Source organism: Bordetella tumbae (assembly GCF_965139195.1).
Taxonomy (GTDB): domain Bacteria; phylum Pseudomonadota; class Gammaproteobacteria; order Burkholderiales; family Burkholderiaceae_B; genus Bordetella_A; species Bordetella_A tumbae.
The window spans coordinates 1-21,892 of record NZ_CBCSJH010000009.1 but is presented as its reverse complement, the minus strand read 5'-3'; the positions used below and the strand labels follow the sequence as shown (position 1 = coordinate 21,892).

The 21,892-nt window shown below is 60.1% G+C and carries 20 protein-coding genes; 12 read left to right on the top strand and 8 right to left on the bottom strand.

From position 1 onward, the window contains the following. Positions 1-174: 174 nt before the first annotated feature. From ACNA0J_RS12355 to ACNA0J_RS12340, 4 genes are all read left to right on the top strand, one after another. The gene (locus tag ACNA0J_RS12355) at positions 175-3,102 is read left to right on the top strand and encodes a ribonucleoside-diphosphate reductase subunit alpha (RefSeq protein WP_415819156.1); all 2,928 of its coding nucleotides are present in this window, start codon (positions 175-177) and stop codon (positions 3,100-3,102) included. A gap of 27 nt (positions 3,103-3,129) precedes the next feature. Continuing rightward, positions 3,130-4,332 carry a ribonucleotide-diphosphate reductase subunit beta gene (locus tag ACNA0J_RS12350; RefSeq protein WP_415819155.1) on the top strand — a complete coding sequence of 401 codons (1,203 nt, stop codon included), beginning with the start codon at positions 3,130-3,132 and terminating at the stop codon, positions 4,330-4,332. 317 nt (positions 4,333-4,649) lie between these two features. Further along, positions 4,650-5,252 (top strand): histone H1-like DNA-binding protein, encoded by a 603-nt coding sequence (locus ACNA0J_RS12345; protein WP_415819154.1) that lies wholly within the window; start codon positions 4,650-4,652, stop codon positions 5,250-5,252. 147 nt (positions 5,253-5,399) lie between these two features. Beyond that, entirely contained in the window at positions 5,400-5,963 is a 564-nt protein-coding gene (locus ACNA0J_RS12340) for a YggT family protein (protein ID WP_415819153.1), read from the top strand. Between the two features lie 74 nt (positions 5,964-6,037). Here ACNA0J_RS12340 and ACNA0J_RS12335 read toward each other — a convergent pair whose 3' ends face one another. From ACNA0J_RS12335 to ACNA0J_RS12300, 8 genes are all read right to left on the bottom strand, one after another. Next, positions 6,038-6,541, bottom strand: a complete 504-nt coding sequence (locus tag ACNA0J_RS12335; protein WP_415819152.1) for an outer membrane lipoprotein — start codon at positions 6,539-6,541, stop codon at positions 6,038-6,040. A 242-nt stretch (positions 6,542-6,783) separates the two neighbouring features. Continuing rightward, positions 6,784-7,725 (bottom strand): carbohydrate kinase family protein, encoded by a 942-nt coding sequence (locus tag ACNA0J_RS12330; protein WP_415819151.1) that lies wholly within the window; start codon positions 7,723-7,725, stop codon positions 6,784-6,786. 12 nt (positions 7,726-7,737) lie between these two features. Next, a complete protein-coding gene (locus tag ACNA0J_RS12325; RefSeq protein WP_415819150.1) occupies positions 7,738-8,811 on the bottom strand; it encodes a DUF3426 domain-containing protein in 1,074 nt (357 codons plus the stop codon). A 24-nt stretch (positions 8,812-8,835) separates the two neighbouring features. Beyond that, positions 8,836-9,756: a 50S ribosomal protein L11 methyltransferase gene (prmA, locus tag ACNA0J_RS12320; RefSeq protein ID WP_415819149.1), complete on the bottom strand. Its 921-nt coding sequence runs from the start codon at positions 9,754-9,756 to the stop codon at positions 8,836-8,838. A gap of 116 nt (positions 9,757-9,872) precedes the next feature. Further along, positions 9,873-11,219 carry an acetyl-CoA carboxylase biotin carboxylase subunit gene (gene accC / locus ACNA0J_RS12315; RefSeq protein ID WP_415819148.1) on the bottom strand — a complete coding sequence of 449 codons (1,347 nt, stop codon included), beginning with the start codon at positions 11,217-11,219 and terminating at the stop codon, positions 9,873-9,875. Positions 11,220-11,227: 8 nt separating this feature from the next. Then, positions 11,228-11,686 carry an acetyl-CoA carboxylase biotin carboxyl carrier protein gene (gene accB / locus ACNA0J_RS12310; protein WP_415819147.1) on the bottom strand — a complete coding sequence of 153 codons (459 nt, stop codon included), beginning with the start codon at positions 11,684-11,686 and terminating at the stop codon, positions 11,228-11,230. A gap of 121 nt (positions 11,687-11,807) precedes the next feature. Next, entirely contained in the window at positions 11,808-12,242 is a 435-nt protein-coding gene (aroQ, locus tag ACNA0J_RS12305; RefSeq protein ID WP_094819767.1) for a type II 3-dehydroquinate dehydratase, read from the bottom strand. Positions 12,243-12,377: 135 nt separating this feature from the next. Beyond that, positions 12,378-12,929, bottom strand: coding sequence for a TlpA family protein disulfide reductase (locus ACNA0J_RS12300; RefSeq protein ID WP_415819146.1), 552 nt, complete (start codon positions 12,927-12,929; stop codon positions 12,378-12,380). Between the two features lie 69 nt (positions 12,930-12,998). Here ACNA0J_RS12300 and mpl point away from each other — a divergent pair, with 69 nt between their 5' ends. From mpl to ACNA0J_RS12260, 8 genes are all read left to right on the top strand, one after another. Continuing rightward, a complete protein-coding gene (gene mpl / locus ACNA0J_RS12295; RefSeq protein ID WP_415819145.1) occupies positions 12,999-14,375 on the top strand; it encodes a UDP-N-acetylmuramate:L-alanyl-gamma-D-glutamyl-meso-diaminopimelate ligase in 1,377 nt (458 codons plus the stop codon). A 17-nt stretch (positions 14,376-14,392) separates the two neighbouring features. Next, complete coding sequence (locus ACNA0J_RS12290; protein WP_415819144.1) at positions 14,393-14,989, top strand: YqiA/YcfP family alpha/beta fold hydrolase; 597 nt, start codon at positions 14,393-14,395, stop codon at positions 14,987-14,989. A 142-nt stretch (positions 14,990-15,131) separates the two neighbouring features. Then, complete coding sequence (locus ACNA0J_RS12285) at positions 15,132-17,021, top strand: ribonuclease catalytic domain-containing protein (protein WP_415819143.1); 1,890 nt, start codon at positions 15,132-15,134, stop codon at positions 17,019-17,021. 14 nt (positions 17,022-17,035) lie between these two features. Beyond that, positions 17,036-17,935 (top strand): energy transducer TonB, encoded by a 900-nt coding sequence (locus ACNA0J_RS12280; RefSeq protein WP_415819142.1) that lies wholly within the window; start codon positions 17,036-17,038, stop codon positions 17,933-17,935. 100 nt (positions 17,936-18,035) lie between these two features. Continuing rightward, positions 18,036-18,896, top strand: coding sequence for a shikimate dehydrogenase (aroE, locus tag ACNA0J_RS12275; RefSeq protein ID WP_415819141.1), 861 nt, complete (start codon positions 18,036-18,038; stop codon positions 18,894-18,896). Positions 18,897-18,902: 6 nt separating this feature from the next. Next, the gene (gene mtgA / locus ACNA0J_RS12270; protein WP_415819140.1) at positions 18,903-19,637 is read left to right on the top strand and encodes a monofunctional biosynthetic peptidoglycan transglycosylase; all 735 of its coding nucleotides are present in this window, start codon (positions 18,903-18,905) and stop codon (positions 19,635-19,637) included. 111 nt (positions 19,638-19,748) lie between these two features. Continuing rightward, complete coding sequence (gene lptG, locus ACNA0J_RS12265; RefSeq protein WP_415819139.1) at positions 19,749-20,927, top strand: LPS export ABC transporter permease LptG; 1,179 nt, start codon at positions 19,749-19,751, stop codon at positions 20,925-20,927. Beyond that, positions 20,924-21,763 carry a symmetrical bis(5'-nucleosyl)-tetraphosphatase gene (locus tag ACNA0J_RS12260; RefSeq protein WP_415819138.1) on the top strand — a complete coding sequence of 280 codons (840 nt, stop codon included), beginning with the start codon at positions 20,924-20,926 and terminating at the stop codon, positions 21,761-21,763. The genes lptG and ACNA0J_RS12260 overlap by 4 nt, the downstream gene beginning before the upstream one ends. Positions 21,764-21,892: the final 129 nt, after the last annotated feature.

Genomic DNA, 21,892 nt, shown 5'->3' with positions numbered 1-21,892 from the left:
GCCATACGAGGGGTGGTACACTATATGTAGTGGTCGAAAGCATAGCCAGATTCACTTCATTCTGGCGCGGCCGGGTGTTCTCCCCGCTTAGCTCGACCCTCACGCATTTAGACACATTTAGCACCCGACACGGACCACGCCGTGTCCTTTTACGTTATTTCCACAGGAGCTTCCATGCAGACGACGATCGCCTCTGTGACCCGGCCCTCCGCCGAGCCGCCTTCCCAAACTGCCAAGTCAGCCGACGCGAACGGCGGCCAATGGGCCAGCTATAGCGTCATCCGACGCAATGGCTCGGTTGTCGGCTTTGAGCCCGGCAAAATCGCCATCGCGATGACCAAAGCTTTTCTGGCCGTCAATGGCGGCCAAGGCGCCGCGTCCGCGCGCGTGCGCGAACTGGTCGAAACGCTGACATCCCAATCGGTCAACGCGCTGGTGCGCAACCGCCCCAACGGCGGCACCTTCCATATTGAAGACATCCAGGACCAGGTCGAACTGGCCCTGATGCGCTCGGGTGAGCATGATGTCGCGCGCGCCTACGTGCTGTATCGCGAAAAACGCGCCCAGGAACGCGCCGCCACTCAAGGGCAAAGCAGCCTCACCTCGCCGTCGCAAGGCGAGACCAGCCACCTGAATGTGGTGGAAAACGGCGTGCGCAGCCCGCTGAACCTGAGCGCATTGCGTACCACCATCGAGGCCGCCGGCGAAGGCTTGAGCGAGTTCATCGACACCGAAACCATCCTGAAGGAAACGGTCAAGAACCTGTACGACGGCATCCCCGTCGACGAAGTTTTCAAGTCCGCGATTTTGTCTGCTCGCGCACTCGTCGAAAAAGATCCGGCCTACAGCCAGGTCACGGCACGTCTGCTGCTGCACACGATCCGCAAAGAAGTCCTCGGCGAAGAAGTCTCGCAGGCCAGCATGGCAACTCGCTATGCGGAATATTTCCCCACCTTCGTCCAACGCGGTATCGAAGGCGGCCTGCTCGACCCCAAACTGGGCGAATACGATCTGGCACGCATCGCTGCCGCCCTCGATTCGCGCCGCGATCTGCAGTTCAGCTATCTGGGCCTGCAGACGCTATACGACCGCTACTTCCTGCACATCCGCGGCACTCGCATCGAATTGCCGCAGGTCTTCTTCATGCGCGTCGCCATGGGCCTGGCCCTGCGCGAAACCGATCGCGAAGCACGCGCCATCGAGTTCTACGAGATCCTGTCGTCGTTCGACTTCATGAGTTCGACGCCCACGCTGTTCAACTCGGGCACCCTGCACTCGCAACTGTCGTCGTGCTACCTGACCACCGTGTCCGATGACCTGGAAGGCATCTACGACGCCATCAAGGAAAACGCACTGCTGGCCAAATACGCCGGCGGTCTGGGCAACGACTGGACGCCGGTACGTGCCTTGCGCAGCCACATCAAGGGCACCAACGGTGAAAGCCAGGGCGTTGTGCCGTTCCTGAAAGTCGTCAACGACACCGCTGTCGCAGTGAACCAGGGCGGCAAACGCAAGGGCGCAGTCTGCACCTATCTGGAAACGTGGCACCTGGATATCGAAGAATTCCTGGAACTGCGCAAGAACACCGGCGACGAACGCCGCCGCACGCACGACATGAACACGGCGAACTGGATTCCCGACCTGTTCATGAAGCGCGTCATGGAAAATGGCGAATGGACCTTGTTCTCGCCGTCCGATTGCCCTGACCTGCACGACAAGTACGGCAAAGCGTTCGAACAAGCCTACCTGGGCTACGAAGCCCAAGCCGAACGCGGCGAACTGAAGCTCTTCAAGAAGATGCCCGCCGTGTCGCTGTGGCGCAAGATGCTGTCGATGCTGTTCGAAACCGGCCATCCGTGGATCACCTTCAAAGACCCGTGCAACATCCGTTCGCCGCAGCAGCACGTCGGCGTCGTGCACAGCTCGAACCTGTGCACCGAGATCACGCTGAACACCAACGACTCGGAAATTGCCGTGTGCAACCTGGGTTCGGTGAACCTGGTCGCTCACATGAAACCCGCAGCGGCCGGTGGCTACGAACTCGATCACGACAAGATCAAGCGCACTGTCGGCATCGCCATGCGCATGCTCGACAACGTGATCGACATCAACTACTACGCCGTCAAGAAAGCCAAAGACTCGAACGAACGCCATCGTCCGGTCGGCATGGGCATCATGGGTTTCCAAGATTGCCTGCAAATGATGCGCGTGCCGTACGCGTCGCAATCGGCTGTTGAATTCGCAGATCGCTCGATGGAAGCCGTGTGCTACTACGCATACTGGGCCTCGAACACGCTCGCACAAGAACGTGGCCGCTATCCTTCATACGAAGGCTCGTTGTGGTCGCGCGGCATCTTGCCGCAAGACTCTATCGCGATGCTTCGCGATGAGCGTGATGGTCATGTTGAAGTCGATGATTCGAGCACGCTTGATTGGAATGCGTTGCGTGCAAGCATCAAACAACACGGCATGCGCAACTCGAACTGCATCGCAATCGCCCCAACAGCGACAATTTCCAATATCATTGGTGTATCTGCGTGCATTGAACCTACTTACCAGAACTTGTACGTCAAATCGAATCTCTCCGGCGAGTTCACGGTCGTTAACGATTATCTCGTGCGTGACCTGAAGAAACTCGGTCTCTGGGACGAAGTCATGGTCGCTGACCTCAAGTACTTCGATGGCAGCCTGTCCCGCATCGATCGCGTACCTTCCGAACTTCGCGAACTCTACGCCACTGCGTTCGAAGTCGAACCGCTCTGGCTGGTTGAGTGCGCATCGCGTCGCCAGAAATGGATCGATCAAGCACAATCGCTCAACATCTACATGGCGGGCGCATCGGGCAAGAAACTCGACGACACCTACAAGCTCGCATGGCTGCGTGGCCTGAAGACCACCTACTACCTGCGTACAAAGGGAGCCACCAGCGCTGAAAAATCCACGGGCCGCGGCGGCGAGTTGAACGCCGTGAGCGCGGGCCAGACTGCCGCAGCCGTCGCGGCCGCAGCAGCCCCTGTTTTGCCGGAACCCGAAATTCTCGGGGCGGTTTGCACGATGCGGCCGGGCGATCCCGGTTTCGAAGAGTGCGAAGCCTGCCAGTAATCACAACCGCCTCCGGAGAATTTATTTATGCTTAATTGGGAAGACGACAACCTCGCAACGCAACTGGCTCAAGCCCCCGCTCCCGCGGCGGGCGGACAGCCGGCGGCCACGGCGCAACCGGCGCGCGCATCGACGGGCGCGTTCGCCGATGCCGCGTTGCCTCCTGCGACCCCGCAATCCGACTCGGCACCGGCAAGCGCCGGTGCTGCCGCGCGGCGCGTTCAGGCCGCGGACAAGCGCGTCATCAACGGCGAGACCGACGTCAATCAGTTGGTGCCGTTCAAATACAAATGGGCCTGGGAAAAATACCTGGCCACTTGCGCCAACCACTGGATGCCGCAAGAAATCAACATGTCGCGCGACATCGCGCTTTGGAAAAACCCGAACGGGCTGACCGAAGACGAGCGCCGCATCGTCAAGCGCAACCTGGGTTTCTTCGTCACGGCCGATTCGCTGGCCGCGAACAACATCGTGCTGGGCACCTATCGCCACATCACGGCGCCTGAGTGCCGCCAGTTCCTGCTGCGCCAGGCATTCGAAGAAGCCATTCACACGCATGCATATCAATACATCGTCGAAAGCCTGGGTCTGGACGAAGCCGAGATCTTCAATGCCTACAACGAAGTGCCGTCCATTCGTGCCAAAGACGAGTTCCTGATCCCGTTCATCGACGCGATCGCCGATCCCAACTTCAAAACCGGCACGCCCGAAGCCGACCAGACGTTGTTGAAATCGCTGATCGTGTTTGCGTGCCTCATGGAAGGCCTGTTCTTCTATGTTGGGTTCACGCAGATTCTGGCATTGGGTCGCCAGAACAAAATGACCGGCGCTGCCGAGCAGTACATGTACATCCTGCGCGATGAATCCATGCACTGCAACTTCGGTATCGACCTGATCAACACCGTCAAACTCGAAAATCCTCACTTGTGGACGCCGGAATTTCGCGAAGAAATCCGCGCACTATTCCAAAAGGCAGTAGAACTCGAGTACGCTTACGCCGAAGACACGATGCCGCGTGGTGTATTGGGATTGAACGCTCCTATGTTTAAATCCTACCTGCGCTTCATCGCAAACCGTCGCTGCCAACAGATTGGTCTTGAACCGCTGTACCCTCAGGAAGAAAATCCCTTCCCGTGGATGGCAGAAATGATCGACCTCAAAAAGGAACGAAACTTTTTCGAAACACGCGTGATCGAATACCAGACTGGCGGTACGCTCAGCTGGGAATGACGACCTTCAGGCGAGCCGCGCGCAATGTGATTTGCGCAGCGCCCTGATAACAGCTCCGTCGGCCAGGTATTCGAATACGCAGTACCAAGCAGTAGGCAATCTGAAAAGGTTGCCTACTGGCGCCATTTGAGATGGCTCGCGCGAATCGCGGGGGCCATATCAAATGGCTGTGCCGAATTCATTAGCGCAAACCGTAGTAGCTGTCGCCAGAATGGGGCAGCGGCATGCGCCGATGAATAGCCCGGGCGCCGTCCGTTAACCGACGGAAGGCGGCACGGGTTTACGTTCTGGGACCCCTGAACCTAAGGAGCATGACCATGGCAACAGCCAAAAAGGCCGCAAAGAAAGCGGTAAAGAAAGTTGCAGCCAAGAAGGCCGCAGCTAAGAAAGCCCCGGCCAAAAAGGCCGTGAAGAAAGTCGCCGTGAAGAAGGTCGCGGCTAAAAAGGCAGTCAAGAAAGTTGCAGCCAAGAAACCGGCCGTGAAGAAAACGGCCGCCAAAAAGGCTGTGAAGAAAGCTGTCGCTAAAAAAGCTGTCAAGAAAGCCGTCGCTAAAAAGGCAGTCAAGAAAGCTGTCGCCAAAAAAGCGGTTGCTAAAAAAGCAGTTGCTAAAAAAGCAGTAGCGAAGAAAGCCGTCAAAAAGGCCGTCGCTAAAAAGGCAGTCAAGAAAGCCGTCGCCAAAAAAGCCGTTGCTAAAAAGGCCGTAGCCAAAAAGGCTGTTGCCAAGAAAGCAGCGAAAAAGGCGCCTGCCAAAAAAGCTGCCAAAGCTCCGGCGAAAAAAGCTGCGGCCAAAAAGCCTGCTGCTAAAAAAGCCGCTGCTAAAAAGCCTGCTGCACAACCGACCGCAGCTGCTGCGCAAGGCGCAAAAACCACTGTGAACCCCGCCGCGTCGTGGCCCTTCCCGACGGGTGGCCGTCCGTAATACGGACGGAGCCGTTTACTGCGGTACCCTCAAAGCCGCCTGGCTCACGCCAGGCGGCTTTTTGCTCGGGCGAGGTACCATCCGCCTCACGACACTGCCATATGGCCATGCGACAATTAAAACTATTCTTTTTGGCAGACTGTTCTCATGCTCGGCGATACGCTCCGTTTCCTGCTTGAAATTACCTTTATGTTGTTTGGTGCAGCCTTGATCGGGCGCGCCTGGATCCATGCGGTGCGCCTGCACCCCTTCAACCCGCTGTCTCGCGCCGTTTATCAAGTCACCAACTGGTTGGTGCTGCCCATCCGCAAACTCATCCCTGCAGGCAATACGCTGGACTGGACGAGCCTGGTCGCCGCTTGGCTGACTGCCTTGCTCTATCTCATTTTGATGTGGCTGATTGCCGCGCACACGCTGATCCCCGCAGCGCTATGGCCCGCGGCGCTGGGCGCATCGATATTGCTGGTGGCAAAGTGGACCCTGAATGTCATTGTCTGGCTGACGTTTCTGCAGGCGGTGCTATCGTGGGTACATCCCCTGTCGCCGCTCATGCCATTACTGCAAACGCTGACTGCGCCAATGCTGGAGCCCATACGCCGCATTCTGCCCGGCCGCTCCAGCATCGATTTTTCGCCGCTGGTGCTGTTCATTCTGGCGCAGATCGTATTGATGATGTTGTCTCGCCTGACCTTCAGCTTGATCGGTGTCTGACGCTGGACCTCAGACCTGTCCGTAAATGCACAACGCCCACCTGATGGTGGGCGTTGTTTTTGGCGACGGTTAAATCAATACGGAGCGACGCGGGTCGGACCTGCACCGCTGATCACCTGTACACGCTGCCCGACACTGAACGGCGTATCAGCCTCCTGGGCAACGACACGGGTTTCACCGTTATCCAGGCGGACGGTGATTTCCAGGCCCGAAGCACGGTTTGCGCGGTTTTCTACGGCATTACCCGCGAGTGCACCCAAGATGGCGCCGCCCACCGTGGCGATGGCACGCCCGGTACCCCCGCCGATCGCATTACCGGCCACACCACCCAATGCGCCGCCGGCAATCATGCCTACGCCGCTGGATTTGTCTTCTTCGATTGTGATCGGGCGCACGCTCGTCACGGTGCCATTTCGCACGATTTGCTCTCGCTGCGCCTGATCGTAGCTGTAGACGGAACTGGAGGCGCTGCGATTCGCGCAGCCGCCCAGCACCGCCATCGACGTCACGACGGCAGCCACGGCCAGCCAGCGAGCCGTACGGGGCGCGATGACGGAAGTAGAAAGGGTTCGGCTCATGTGGACTCCTTGGTCGGTAACCACGAATTATTTTATGGATCATACCCCGGCATTGGCCGGAAACAACGGGTGCGAAACAGCGTGCAACTTTTGAACGGCTTATAGTCGAACTCTGTAACGCTTAAGCAAGCCCGCGGGCTGCATTGCACAGTGCACAGTGCTGCACTGCAAACAAGGTCAAACTACTCTCAACTGGCCTGCGAGACGATCTCTAATTTGACTGGCTTCGGAACACCAAGTTCCTAGGCAGGCAGACTGATCCCATAGGCCGCACGCAATTGCGCATCGATTTCCGCTCGGCTGGGCGCATGATTCTGGGGGCCGCGCGACGCGATTTTGATCGATCCCATCACGTTCGCCAAGCGGCAGCTGTCCAGCCAGTTCCAGCCACTGGTGAGCCCATATAACAAGCCTGCACGGTGCGAGTCGCCGCAACCGGTCGGATCGACGACGGCGGCAGCCTGCACCGGCGGCACTTGCACGGTAGTGCCTTCCGTCAGCAGGGTCGACCCTTGTGCGCCACGAGTCACGACAACTGCCTGCATCCGGGCCGCGATCTGTTCCATGCTGCGACCGGTACGCTGCTCGATGACGCCTGCTTCGTAATCGTTGACTGTCAACACCTGAGCCAGGCCCAGCATACGCTCCAGATCGGCGCCGTCAAACAGCGGCATGGCCTGACCCAAGTCAAAGATGAACGGGATCCCCGCTGCGTGCAGGCGTTCGGCGTGCGCAAACATACCTGCTTTGGCGTCAGGTGCGACGATCGCCCACGCCGCCTTGGCGCCGGTGAGGTCGTTCTGGGCAGAGAGCTCCATCGCGCCAGGGTGAAAAGCGGCAATCTGGCTGTCATCCAGGTCAGTCGTAATAAAGCACTGGGCCGTGAACGTGCCGGGCATGACGCGCAACCGCGAGGTATCGATCTGCAGTTTGTTGAAGCGCTCGATATAGTCTGCGGCATCGTCACCGACCGTCGCCACCGGCACGGGTTGCCCGCCCAACAGCTTCAAGTTGTAGGCGATATTGCCTGCGCAGCCGCCAAACTCCTTGCGCATCGTGGGCACGAGAAACGACACGCTGAGCGACTGGATGCGATCGGCCAGGATGTGCTCTTTGAAGCGTCCTTCGAATACCGCGATGGTATCGAATGCCATCGACCCGCAAACCAGAACAGAAGCCGTCATGCTGATTATCCTTCAGGGAAAAAACTTATGGAGCTGAAAACCGTTGACGTGCGGACCGCTCACCTGGATGGGCACAGCGATGTTGAGTTCCGCGCCGGCCTCAAACGGACGCTGCGCCTGCCCCTTAGGCAAGTAATCCTCGGGCAGCAAGACTTTACGTATCACCACGGTATCGGAAAGGTCGCTCAGGTCCAGACGCAATGCAGGCCAAGGCTGCGGCTGCTCGTAGCGGTTGCGCAGCGATGCGCGCAGCACCAGCTTTGTCACCGCATCTTGTTGCGGCGCACCAGCATGGCCGGCAGGCGGCTGCAGCGATGATGAGGTAATGGAAATACGGTCGATATGCCGCGCGTAGCCCACCTCGCACCCTAGCGGCTCGCACAGGCGCACAAGCAGCGGACGTAATTGGGGCGCCATGTCCGCAATGCTCGAACGATAGACAAAAATCAATTGCGCAACGAGCAGCAACAGACCCAGGACGCAGGCATAACCCCACAAGCTGCGCAGGAACGACCGGCGTGCTTGATGATCCGAATCCAGGAACTCTGGCGGTGCGCGGCCCACATCCGTTGTGCCGTGATAACGCGTACGCGACTCCCCCAGAACGGCGGGCCCGCTCTGATCGTCCGGCTCATCCCGCGGATCGAGCTCATCATACCCATCCGGGTCAGCGGATCGCTCGCCTATTCTGAAGACCACCTCGTCCTGATCTACACGGCTCGGCGCATCGTGTTCAACAGGCTCGATATCGGCCTGCATCTCCCGCTCGCTATCCTCGTCGTCATCCGCTTCGGCAACGCCTTCGTTCACGTAGGGGTCATGCCTTGCGATATCCGAACGCCCCCGCAACACGGCCGGCGGCGCGGGCTCTGGCGGTGTTAAATCCCCGGGCACCTCGCCGGGCGCCATGACGGGGGTTGCTGCCGTCGTCGGCAGTCTGTCCGGAATCTGGGCTACCAGACACGCCCGGCCATCGAACACCGTCGCACATTCTCCGCACCGCACCAAGCCATTGCGTACCCGCAACTGATCTGGCACTACCTTGAAAGTGGTACCGCAGTGGGGGCAACGGGTCGTCATGGCCATGGCGATGTCCCTGCTCGTCACGGCTCAGCGTTTGTGCCCATGCAGGCAAACCCAACCATCCCGGGATTGCCAAACCGACATCGCCAACCACGGCGCATACGCAGCGGCGACTTCTTCGGCCTGGCGTTCCAGGACGCCAGACAACACTAATTTTCCGCCAGGCGCCACGCGCCCCGCCAACATCGGCGCCAATACCTTGAGAGGGTTGGACAGGATATTGGCGACAACGACCTGATATGTGCCGTCGGCCAGTCCGTCTGGCAACAGCGCCTGCAATTGCACCTGATTCACGTGCGCATTGTCGGCCGTCGCTTGTACCGCCTGGGGGTCGATATCGACCGCATCGGTTGGCCCGGCGCCCAATTTGCGCGCGGCAATCGCCAAAATCCCGGATCCACATCCGTAGTCGAGGACGGTCGCGCCCGCCGGCAATTCGGCCTCCAGCCAAGCCAGGCACAAATGTGTGGTGGGGTGACTGCCTGTGCCGAATGCCAAGCCAGGATCCAATTCAATATGGATCGCATCGTCGGTCTGCGCCCCGGCCTCAGACACAGCGGGATCATCACGATGCCAACTGGGCACAATCCAGATGCGTTCGCCGATGTGAATCGGACCAAATTGGGATTGCGTCAGCCGCACCCAATCGGCATCAGGGACATCGCGCAGCGACCAGCCACCGAGTTCGATAGGATCCAGCCCGGCCTCGGCCGTGGCTTGTTCGTAGACCTGCGCTGGGTCGGCCCCGTCGGGCAACAATGCGACGACACGGTTGCGATCCCAGGCCTGGACATCGGGCTCTGTACCCGGCTCGCCGAACAAGGGGCGTTCGGCCTCGGTGCCCAGATCGGCGTCTTCGACAGATACTGACAGGACGCCGGCCTCGAGCAGTGCGTCTGATAGCGCCTCGGCCTGCGCCTCGAGACAATGGAGGACGAGTTCACGCATGACGATGTATTCCAGAAAAAATCTGCCGGTTTGCAGCCAAAGAGGGAGCATTTTCGCCTAAAAAGCCCCCACGCCGCCCCAAGGCAAAAAAACGGGCCGCAAAGGCCCGCCTGGCATCAAGGGCGCTGGGCCAGCTTGTGCTCAAGATAATGAATACTGGTGCCGCCCTCGATGAAACGGGCGTCTTGCAGCAACTCGCGATGCAACGGAATGTTGGTGGAAATGCCTTCTACCACCATTTCGGACAACGCGATGCGCATACGAGCCAATGCCTGGTCACGCGTATCGCCATACGTGATGACCTTGGCGATCATCGAATCGTAGTTGGGCGGCACGAAATAACCGTTAAAGGCATGCGAATCGATACGGACGCCAGGACCGCCCGGCGTGTGCCAGTTGGTGATACGGCCCGGGCTGGGCACGAAGCGGAACGGGTCTTCGGCGTTGATACGGCATTCAATGGCGTGGCCCTTGAATTGGATATCGCGCTGACGCAACAGGAATTTTTCGCCCGAGGCGATGAGAATCTGCTGTTGCACGAGATCGATGCCCGTGATCAGTTCCGTGACCGGATGCTCGACCTGAATACGGGTGTTCATTTCGATGAAATAGAACTCGCCGTTTTCGTAGAGAAACTCGAAGGTACCCGCGCCACGATAGCCCATCTTGCGGCAAGCATCGGCGCAACGATCGCCGATACGCTCGATCAGGCGGCGTGCGATGCCTGGAGCCGGCGCTTCTTCGATGACTTTCTGGTGGCGGCGCTGCATAGAGCAATCGCGCTCGCCGAGCCAGACGGCATTACGCCCTCCGTCAGCCAACACCTGGATTTCCACATGGCGAGGATTCTCGAGGAATTTCTCCATGTAGACTTCAGGGTTGTTAAAGGCTGCTCCCGCCTCGGAACGCGTCATGGTGACGGCATTCAACAATGCCGCCTCGGTATACACCACGCGCATGCCACGCCCACCGCCACCGCCCGCCGCCTTGATGATGACGGGATAGCCGACCTCGCGAGCCGCACGCAGGATTTCTTGGGGATCGTCAGGCAACGCGCCCTCGGAGCCCGGCACCACCGGCACGCCGGCCTCGATCATGGCGCGCTTGGCGCTGACCTTGTCGCCCATCAGGCGTATGGTCTCGGGGCGCGGTCCGATGAAAACGAAACCGCTTTTTTCGACGCGGTCGGCAAAATCGGCGTTCTCAGACAGAAAACCGTACCCCGGGTGAATAGCCTCGGAGTCGGTGACCTCGGCCGCCGAAATAATGGCCGGCATGCTCAGGTAGCTTTCACGTGACGGCGCCGGCCCGATACACACGGACTCATCGGCCAAGCGTACGTATTTGGCGTCGCGGTCGGCCTCGGAGTGCACGACCACCGTCTTGATGCCGAGTTCGCGGCAGGCGCGTTGAATGCGCAGCGCGATCTCGCCGCGGTTGGCGATCAGGATTTTTTCAAACATAGGAGCAATCAGCCAATAACGAACAGCGGTTGACCGTATTCGACGGGCTCGCCATTTTCGACGAGGATCTCTTTGATGACGCCGGACTTGTCGGCCTCGATCTCATTGAGGAGCTTCATGGCTTCGATGATGCACAGCGGATCGCCTTCTTTGACGGTCTGGCCGACATCGACAAAGGGCGCGGCGCCGGGGTTCGGCGAACGATAGAAGGTGCCGACCATCGGTGCCTTGACCACGTGGCCTTGCAGGACCGGAGCAGCCTCGGCAGCCGGCGCAGCGGTGCCCGCAGGCGCGGCCGCCACAGGGGAAGGCGCGACGGCTGCTTCGGGGGCATGGTAAGCCACCGGCTGCAGGGTCTGCGAGAACTTGACGATACGAACCTTGCCTTCGCCTTCTGTGATTTCAAGCTCGGCAATGCCCGATTCAGCCACCAAGTCGATCAAGGTCTTGAGTTTTCGGAGATCCATAGAAGCTGCTTCCCGATTAATGTTGCCAACGCGCCTTCAACAGGACCGCGCTGCATCGTATGTGTATATAAAGTAAGGAAAATACTGAGACTGCCACGTCGCAAACGGCACGCGGCACTGGTTAATGCCGCGCCGCATAGCGCACTGCAGCCTCATAGCCGTCTGCGCCCAGACCGCTGATCAGGCCCACGGCCAAGTCAGACAGATAGGAATGCTGCCGGAATGGCTCGCGTTTATACAGGTTCGACAAATGTACTTCAATAAAAGGAATTGCGACCGCCGCCAACGCATCTCGCAACGCCACACTGGTATGGGTGTACGCCGCTGCGTTGATGACGATAAAGTCGGTCCCATCCTGGCGCGCAGCCTGGATGCGATCAACCAATGCACCTTCGTGATTACTCTGCCATGCGGTAAGCCCTACGCCCAATTCCCCGGCCAAGGATTCCAATCCCTGATTGATTTGCGCCAGCGTCAAGCTGCCGTAAATATGGGGTTCGCGTGAACCCAGCAGGTTCAAGTTGGGGCCGTGCAATACCAGGATGTGTTGCGCCATGAGCGTCGCGCCAGAAAACCTGCCGCAAAGTGTCGGCAAAACAGTCGATAAACCGCCTTTTTACGCCTATTCACACCATTTGTCCAACAGATGTCGCAAAGTAACGTTATACGGCATCTTGTGGTAAACGCAGAATCACGTGGTCAAAGTGCTGAGGGTGCGGTCGAGATCGTCAAACTGGATTTGACCCAGTATTTTACGGTTAATGCTGCCATCTGCATTGAAAACCAAGGTAAACGGCAAGCCGCCTGCGGGGTTGCCCAGCGTCCGCAAGGTATCAATGGCACCTGCCTCCATTACTAGCAATGGGTATGAAACCGGCACTTTTTGGAGAAATTGCCGCATGTTCGCGACTTTATCGACGCCAATACCTACAAATTGAATTTGTGGGTATTTTTCCTGCAAAGATTGCAATTCGGGCATCTCTTTGACGCACGGCGCGCACCAGGTGGCCCAGAAATTCACCACGGCCGGGCGCCCCTGCCACTGATCGATACGATGCGGCTTGCCATTCAGATCGGGCAAGGACAAAGTACGCAATGCGGCAACCGGGTCGGCAGTCGATGCCCCAGGCACGTCGGACGGCGCCGACGACGTCGAGGAAGATTGACGCGAGCGATAGGCATAGCCCCCCGCTGCGGCAGCCGCTACCGCGGCTCCAGCATAAAGAAAGAGACGACGATTCATGGCCTGATCATAACCTCAGGTGACGCCATCCGGCAGCCACCCTCTACAATGCGCCCGAGGAGATGATCTATGCACCTGCACATTCTTGGTATTTGCGGCACTTTCATGGGTGGCCTGGCGCTCATCGCACGAGCCGCCGGACATCGCGTCACGGGCTGCGATACCGCTGTCTATCCGCCGATGAGCACTCAACTGGCCGAGCAAGGCATCGAGCTGATCGAGGGATATGGCGCGGACCAGATGTCACTGGCGCCTGATTTATATGTCATCGGCAATGTCGTCACGCGCGGCAATCCGCTCATGGAGGCCATTCTGGATGCCGGCGCACGCTACGTGTCGGGACCGCAATGGCTGGGGGACAACATTCTGCCTGGCGCCCATGTGCTGGCAGTCGCCGGCACGCACGGCAAAACCACGACCAGCTCCATGTTGGCCTGGGTACTCGAGGCGACAGAGCGTCATCCCAATTTCCTGATTGGCGGCGTAGCCAATGATCTGAAGGTCTCGGCTCGCTACGATCCGGCCGTACGGCCGTTTGTCATTGAAGCAGATGAATACGATACGGCGTTTTTCGACAAGCGCTCGAAGTTCGTGCATTACCGCCCCCGCACGGCCATCCTGAACAATCTGGAATACGATCACGCCGATATTTTTCCCGATCTGGCAGCGATCGAGACCCAATTTCATCATTTGGTTCGCACTATCCCCGGCTCGGGCCGCATTGTGCTGCCCACCAAATCCGAGGCGCTGGACCGAGTGATCGCACGCGGCTGCTGGTCAGAAACGGCGAGCTTTGGCGTCGACGGCGCCTGGCAAGCCGGCCCGGCAGATGCAGACGGAGCCTTTGAGGTGCTGCGCGACGGACAGTCTTTGGGCACGGTGCGCTGGACACTCGGCGGTGAACACAATCGCATGAACGCCTTGGCTGCACTGGCAGCCGCCGAGCATGCCGGCGTCGATCCTGCCGATGGCATTGAGGCACTCAGCCGATTCGGCGGTGTCAAACGCCGTATGGAGCTGCGCGGGACCGTCAATGGCGTCAAAGTCTATGACGATTTCGCGCATCATCCCACAGCCATTGAAACGACCCTGGAGGGCCTGCGCCGCCAGGTCGGTGACGCACGCATTCTGGCCGTGCTGGAACCGCGCTCGAATACGATGAAGCTCGGCGCCATGGCGGCGCGCCTGCCCGAGTCGCTGCGACTGGCGGATCAAGTCTTCTGCTTTGGCGCGCGCAGCGGTAAACACGCGCTGGGCTGGAACCCCGACGAGGTCCTGGCCCCACTGGGAACGCGCGCCAGCAGCTATGATGATCTGGACGCGCTGGTGGCCGCAGTGGCCCAGGCAGCACGCCCCGGCGATCACGTGCTCGTCATGAGCAACGGCGGCTTTGGCGGCGTGCACGGCAAACTGCTCGACGCGCTGGCGCAACGCACTGGCGCCTAGCGCGCTCAGGACTCATCATGATTTTGTATCTGCACGGTTTTCGCTCCTCGCCAGATTCGTTCAAGGCCCGACTGATGGCGCAAGCCCTCGCCGATCGCGGCCAGGCGGGCGAGCGCAACTGGCAATGCCCGCAACTGCCCGCCAGCCCCAAGGCTGCGCTGGACCTGGCAATCGGCTTGGCGCAGCGCCAATTGGCGACGGCGGCGTCCCCTCGCGACCTGACGATTATCGGGTCGTCTCTGGGCGGTTACTATGCCACCTGGCTCGCCGAACAACTGGACTGCAAAGCCGTGCTGCTCAATCCCGCGGTCGAGGCGCCACGCGATTTGGCCACACAGGTAGGCCAGCACCGCCTGTATCATTCCGACGCTCCATTTGAGTTTCGGGCCGAGTATGTGGCCGAATTGGCCGCCGCCTACGTGCCCGCCATCACCCAGCCCGAGCGCTATTTTTTGATAGCGGCTACGGGCGACGAAGTGCTCGATTGGCGAGAAATGCGTGATCGCTATGCGGGCTGCCGCCAGCGCATCGTCCCGGGTAGCGATCATGGGCTGTCGGATTTTGCACAATGGCTGCCCGAGGTGTTGGATTTCGCGGAATCAGACTCAAATTAGATAACCAAGCGCCTGCGCTCAAGGAACGTCGAGCCGATTCAGGTTCCTCACTCGCAGGGGGAAGGACTGTGCGGTGCTCGGTCCGGGATGTGCTTTCAAGATAGGTCTGCGCGGATGATGCCGCGCGCTCGATGGACGAATTATGTACGTGTTTTACGAAGAAGACGGCGGCTTCAAGGCTGGCAACATCATGTCGGAAACCGACGCCAGCCTGCAAGTGGAGTCGGAGTCGGGCAAGCGCAGCAAGATCAAGCGCGCCAATGTCCTGTTCACCTTTGCCGATCCGGCGCCTGCCGCACTGCTGACGCAAGCCGCACAGGACGCAGAAGCCCTGGATCTGCAGTTCTTGTGGGAATGTGCGCCGCAGGAAGAATTCGACTCGGCAGCACTGGCCGCCGACTATTTCGGCCACACGCCCTCCGCTGTGGAACGCGCCGCGTTGCTGATGCGCCTGCACAGTGCGCCCGCCTATTTTCACCGCCGCGGCAAAGGCACCTACCGCCCCGCCCCGCCCGAGATCCTGGCAGCGGCGCTGGCGGCCCTGGAAAAGAAGCAGAAACAAGCTGAGCAGCAACAGCAATGGGTGGACGACATGGCCGCAGGCCGCCTGCCCGACGAGATTGCCCAAGTCGCGGAAACGCTGCTGATTCGCCCCGACAAGAACAGCATGCCATGGAAAGCGCTGGACGCGGCCTGCGCACGGCTGCAAAAAAGCCCGGACCGCTTATTGTTGGAGTTAGGCGCATGGCCGCATGCGCTGGCTCTGCACAAGCGCCGTTTTCTGGCCACGCATTTCCCGCGCGGCACGGGCTTTCCAGACACGCCTATCCCTGCGCTGGCACGCGAACTGCCGCTGGCGGATGCGGAAATCTATTCTGTGGATGACATCACCACCACAGAGATCGATGATGCGCTGTCGGTAACGTCGCTGCCCGATGGGAAAATCCGCGTCGGCATCCACGTCGCCGCTCCCGGCCTGTCGGTCACACGCGATAGCGATCTGGACAAACTGGCGCGTGCTCGCCTGTCCACGGTTTACATGCCGGGCGAAAAAATCCCCATGCAGCCGGACCATGTGATTCAGGCGTTCTCGCTGGACGCGGGGCGCGAAGTCCCTGCCCTGTCTTTATATGTGACCGCAGATCCGGCGACCGGCGAGATCGCGGAAACCGAAACGCGGATAGAACGCGTCGTGTTGCGTGCCAACCTGCGCCACAACGAATTGGACGGCCAGATCACCGAAGCCGCGCTGAACGATCCCGATGCCCCGCTGCCCTACGGACACTGGATGCGTCCGCTCTGGCAATTGGCCATGGCGCTGTCGGCCCAGCGCGATGCGGTCCGCGGCAAACCCGAAAACAACTCGCGGGTCGAGTACAGCTTTTACCTGGACGGCGATCCAGACGATCCGGACACGCCGGTACGGCTGGTGCCTCGTCAGCGCAACGCGCCGCTGGACCGCCTGGTCGCCGAATACATGATCCTGGCCAACAACGTGTGGGGCGGCGTGCTGAACCAGCACGGCGTGCCCGGTATTTACCGGTCCCAACAAGCCGGCCGGGTACGGATGAGTACTCAGGCCCTGCCGCACGAGGCCATCGGGGTGCCGCAGTATGCCTGGAGCACGTCGCCATTGCGCCGCTATGTCGACCTGGTGAACCAATGGCAGCTGATTGCCGCCGTGGAACACGGCGTATCTGCGCGTCTGGTGGCGCCTTTCAAACCACGCGATGCCGATTTGTTCGCCATCATCGGCGCCTTTGACGCGCAATATGCTGCCTGGAGCGATTTCCAGAACAGCATGGAACGCTATTGGTGCCTGCGTTGGCTGCAACAACAAGGCGTCACCCGCGTCGTCGCGAATGTATTGCGGGACGATCTGGTTCGCCTCAGTAATGCGCCGTTGGTCACGCGCGTTGGGGGTCTGCCCGAGCTCGAGCGCGGCGCAGCGGTGGAACTCGACATCCTGGGTTTTGACGAGTTGGGATTAGAGCTGGATTGCCGGTACGTAGGCCCGGCAACCCCCGCCTGATCTAAAATGCCCCCGTGCAACGCTCTGTTAATTTGTATTCGACGCGGGGCGGATTATTGCGCTGGCTCAGCGCGCCCGCCCAGCACTATTTGCGGATCGGCCTGGCGATCTCGCTCTTGCTGCACGCCGGTGCGCTGGCGTGGCGTCTGAGCACGCCCACTGCCAGCCGGCCTAAACAGGCACCGCTGGAGATCACGCTGGTCAATGCCCGCACCGAGCTGGCCCCTGCCCAGGCTCAAGTTATCGCGCAGAATCACGTGGATGGCGGCGGCAACGCCGACCGCGGGGTGGCCGCCACGCCCTTGCCTCGTACCGGCGATTCAGGCGAGACGATTGTGCTGCAGGCCATGCGCAAACGTCAGACCCAGCTCGAGGCCGAACAAATGCGGCTGCTGACCCAATTGCAGTCCCAGGCCACGGTCGGCACCGAGCGACAATCGGTGTACCCCTGGCCCGACGCCACGGTAGATGGCGAAGACGTGCACGAGCAGCCAGGCGTCGTACAGAACGCCCAGGTCGCCACGCTGGCCTCGCGCATCCAGTCCTATAACGCCCAGCCGCGTAAAACCTTCGTCGCGCCGTCGGCACAGGCCTCGCACTATGCCGCGTACCTGGACAGTTGGCGCTCGCGCGTCGAGGCCATCGGCACCCGTCATTACCCGGAACAGGCACGCGGCCGGCTATATGGTTCGCTGCAAATCACCGTTTCCATCCGCGCCGACGGCAGCGTCGCGTCGGTCGACATCGACCGGCCCTCGCAGCATGCCGTGCTGAACCAGGCGGCGCGGCGTATCGTGCAGTTGGCGTCACCGTTCCCCCCATTACCAGCCGACATCGCCAGCGAAACGGACATACTGGTCATTACGAGGACCTGGCATTTCGTCAACGACACCTTGCAAACCCAGGCCCCATGATTTTTGCGTAAGCTACTCCCTTGAACTGAATACCTGTGTAAGCCGACGCGACATCCGGCCCGACGAACCAGCTACTAAGCCCACGACTCAGATAACGCAGATGACCTCGTCCAGCTCCTTACCCCGCTACGCCGTCATCGGCAACCCCGTGGCACATAGCAAATCGCCCCATATTCACGCGCTGTTTTCGGCACAGACGGGCAAACCGCTGCAATACGAACCGCTGCTGGCGCCAGTGGATGGATTCGCCGCAACGGTACAAGCCTTTCGCGAACAGGGCGGCTTGGGACTGAATGTCACCGTACCATTCAAAGCGGAGGCCTTCGAATTGGCCCGCGCCCATTTGAGCGAACGCGCTCGCCTGGCAGGTGCGGTCAACACCCTATGGCTGCAGGATAACGCCTGGCATGGCTGCAATACCGATGGTGTCGGGCTGGTTGGTGATCTGCTGCGGTTGGGGGTGACCTTGGCCGGCGCGCGTGTCTTGCTGGTTGGCGCCGGAGGCGCTGCGCGGGGCGTGCTGCAACCCTTGGCCGATCAGGGATGCGGCCAGCTGCATATCGTCAACCGCACCGCTGCACGCGCTCACGAACTGGTCGCGTCCTGGCCTACTGGCGCAACGCCCCATACCCGCGTCACTGCAGGCGCCTTGGCAGAGGCCGGCACGGCTGGCGGCTGGGACGTCGTCATCAACGCCACGGCCAGCAGCCTGCAAGGCGCGGCGCCTGATCTGCCACATGGCCTCTATGCCCCCAATGCGCTTGCCTACGACATGATGTACGCCGCCACGCCCACCGCGTTCATGCAGCAGGCGACAGCCGACGGCGCCGCACGCACTGCCGATGGTTTGGGCATGCTGGTCGGTCAGGCCGCGGAGAGTTTTCTGATCTGGCATGGGGTACGCCCCGACCCTGCACCGGTGCTCGCCACCTTGCGCGCCGCATTGTTGGCCAAGGGCTGACCCCGGATGGCGACGCGCAACTCGACTATTGGCCGCATTCGTTGGGGCCGGGTGATCGGAGCCGGCCTGATGGCCGTGTTGTGCCTGCTGATCATTTATCAGTTGTGGATGTTCTGCCTGGTTGTCTGGTATGCCTACCGGGACCCCGGCAGCAGTGCCGTCATGCGCCAAGAGTTATCGCGCCTGCGCGAAACCAATCCGCACGCCGAGTTGCAATATCAATGGGTCCCCTATGACAAGATCAGCACGTCGTTAAAACGCGCAGTGATCGCCTCAGAAGACGCCAACTTTACAGAACATGATGGCGTCGAGTGGGACGCTATCCGCAAAGCGTGGGAATACAACCAACGCCAGGCGGAAAGAGGCGGCGGCAAAATGCGCGGCGGCTCGACCATTACGCAGCAACTGGCCAAAAACCTGTTCCTGTCCAGCTCGCGCAGTTACGTGCGCAAGGGCGAGGAACTGGTGCTGACCTATATGATCGAGCACGTGATGTCCAAGGAGCGTATTCTGGAGCTGTATCTGAATGTGGCCGAATGGGGCGAAGGCGTCTTTGGCGCCGAGGCTGCCGCACGTCACTATTACAAGACCAGTGCGGGCGGCCTGGGTGCCTCGCAGTCTGCCCGTCTGGCAGCGATGCTGCCCAATCCACGTTATTACGACAAGCACCGCAACACCAGTTACCTGAATTCACGTACGGCTACATTGACGCGCCGTATGCGACTGGTTGACATTCCTTAACCCAGGGGAAACCTCCTATCTCGTTCCGTCGACGCAAAACATCCCCGGCAGACTGAGCGATTTTGGTAAGCTTTCACGTTTACGCGTATCCCCACGCTCGACTTATATTTCATGCGTACCGCCCGTCGTTATCTGGCCCGCGAAATTTTTCGCTCTTGTGCAGTGGTCCTGTTGGCCCTGCTAGGGCTTTTCACATTCTTCGCGTTGGTCGATGACCTGGACAACGTCGGTGACAAATTCAGCATGCTGGCCCTGTTGTATATGCAGGCGCTCGCCTTGCCCACCCGGCTCTATGACCTGTTGCCCATTGGCTTGTTGATCGGCGCCATTCTGGCCCTGGCCGGCCTCGCCCAGCGTAACGAACTGGTCATCCTGCGCGTATCGGGAGTCAGCGGCATGCGGCTGCTGGGCATGCTGTGGATCATCACGGTGCCCCTGGTCATCGGCGCCACACTGCTATCCGAATTCGTCACCCCGGCCGCCGAAATCAAAAGCGGCGAAGCCAGCCTGATGTTCCGCGGCAAGGCCAGCGGCGCCCGCATGGACAGTGGGTATTGGTTCAAGGAGCCTACGCGTGACGGAGGAACCCGGATCATCAACATTGCCACCCTCCTGGCCAATGGCGATGTCGAGGGAGTGACGTTGTATGAATTCAAACCTGGACAAGAGTTGACGACGATGTCCAAGGCGGCGACAGGATCCTTTACCAACGACAAGCTGGTGTTGCACGACGTCGTCGAAACCCGTCTGGATGACTCGGCGGCCGAGGCGCTGGCCAATGCCAAGCAGCCCACGACGATGCCGGCGCAGGTCGCCAAAGTCCCGCAACGCGAACTGGATACAACGCTGAGTGCTGACCGCCTGTTGGCGCGAGTCTTGACGCCCGAGCGCATGTCGTTGGGCACGCTACTGGACTACATCGACTATCTGAATCAAAACCAGCTCGATGCCAGCCGCCAGGTTGTCGCGCTCTGGCGTAAGGTGGCCTATCCCTTTACGCTGTTTGTCATGATCACGATCGCGGCGCCGATCGGTTTTATGCAGACGCGCCGCGGCGGCGTGGGTGCCAAGGTATTCGTGGGGATTTTATTGGGAGTCGGCTTCTTCATGCTGAATCAGTTGGCGCTGAATGTCGGCATGCTGAGTCGTTGGCCGCCCTGGTTGACCGCATTGGGTCCCAATGTCGGGGCCGTACTCGTGGCACTGGGCGCACTCAGTTTGATGGAATATCGGCACGCGACGACACGCCTTATACAAACGCGTTGGCCTTGGAGAAAAAATCCCGTATGACAGGCGGCAGCATTTGGATGATTGGCGACGTACAGGGTTGCTGCGCGCCGCTTGAGCAGTTGCTATCCCATCCGGATATCAGTAGTGAACCGGATGCGCGTTTTTGGTTCGCAGGTGACTTGATCAATCGCGGACCGCAGTCGCTCGCCAGCCTGCGGCGCATCATCGCGATGGGTGATCGCGCGATATCCGTGCTGGGCAACCATGATCTGCATTTACTGGCGGCGGCAGCGGGGGTTCGCAAGCCCTCCAAATCAGACACGATTGACGAGATTCTGGACGCGCCGGATGCGGATGAGCTCATCGACTGGCTGCGTTTTCGTCCATTGGCGCATTTTGAGCATGAGCATTTACTGGTGCATGCCGGTGTCTTGGCAAAATGGGATGTGGCCAAGACATTGGCGCTCGCCGGCGAAGTGGAAGCCATGTTGCGCGGGCCGAATTGGCAAAAGGCGCTGCAGAAGATGTACGGCAACGAGCCGACGCAATGGAAGGATGGCCATACAGGGGGGAAACGCCTGCGGGTCATCATCAATGCGTTGACGCGGATGCGGTTGTGCACGCCGCGCGGGCATATGGAGTTCAATACCAAAGTCGCGCCAGGAGCCTGGCCTGCGGGGTTGGTGCCGTGGTTTGACGTCAAGGGGCGGCAGACTCGAGATGTGACGGTGGTGTTCGGGCATTGGTCTACGCTGGGGTTGCTGGTGAGACCGGATGTGATTTGCCTGGATACGGGGTGCGTCTGGGGGGGGGAGTTGACGGCTATGCGGTTGCAGGATCGGAAGCTTGTGCAGATCAAGTGTTCGCAGTTTCGGGATCCGTTGGTGGAGAAATAGCCTCGGGAACGACTGCGTTCGCACGTATGACCCAGGCGTCTGCTTCTTGCTGGAAGGAGGATGAGTTCTTCTGGCGTCGAGCAGGGGCAATCACGGTGTGGGGGCTTCGCGTGGTCGGTCGGCCGCCTG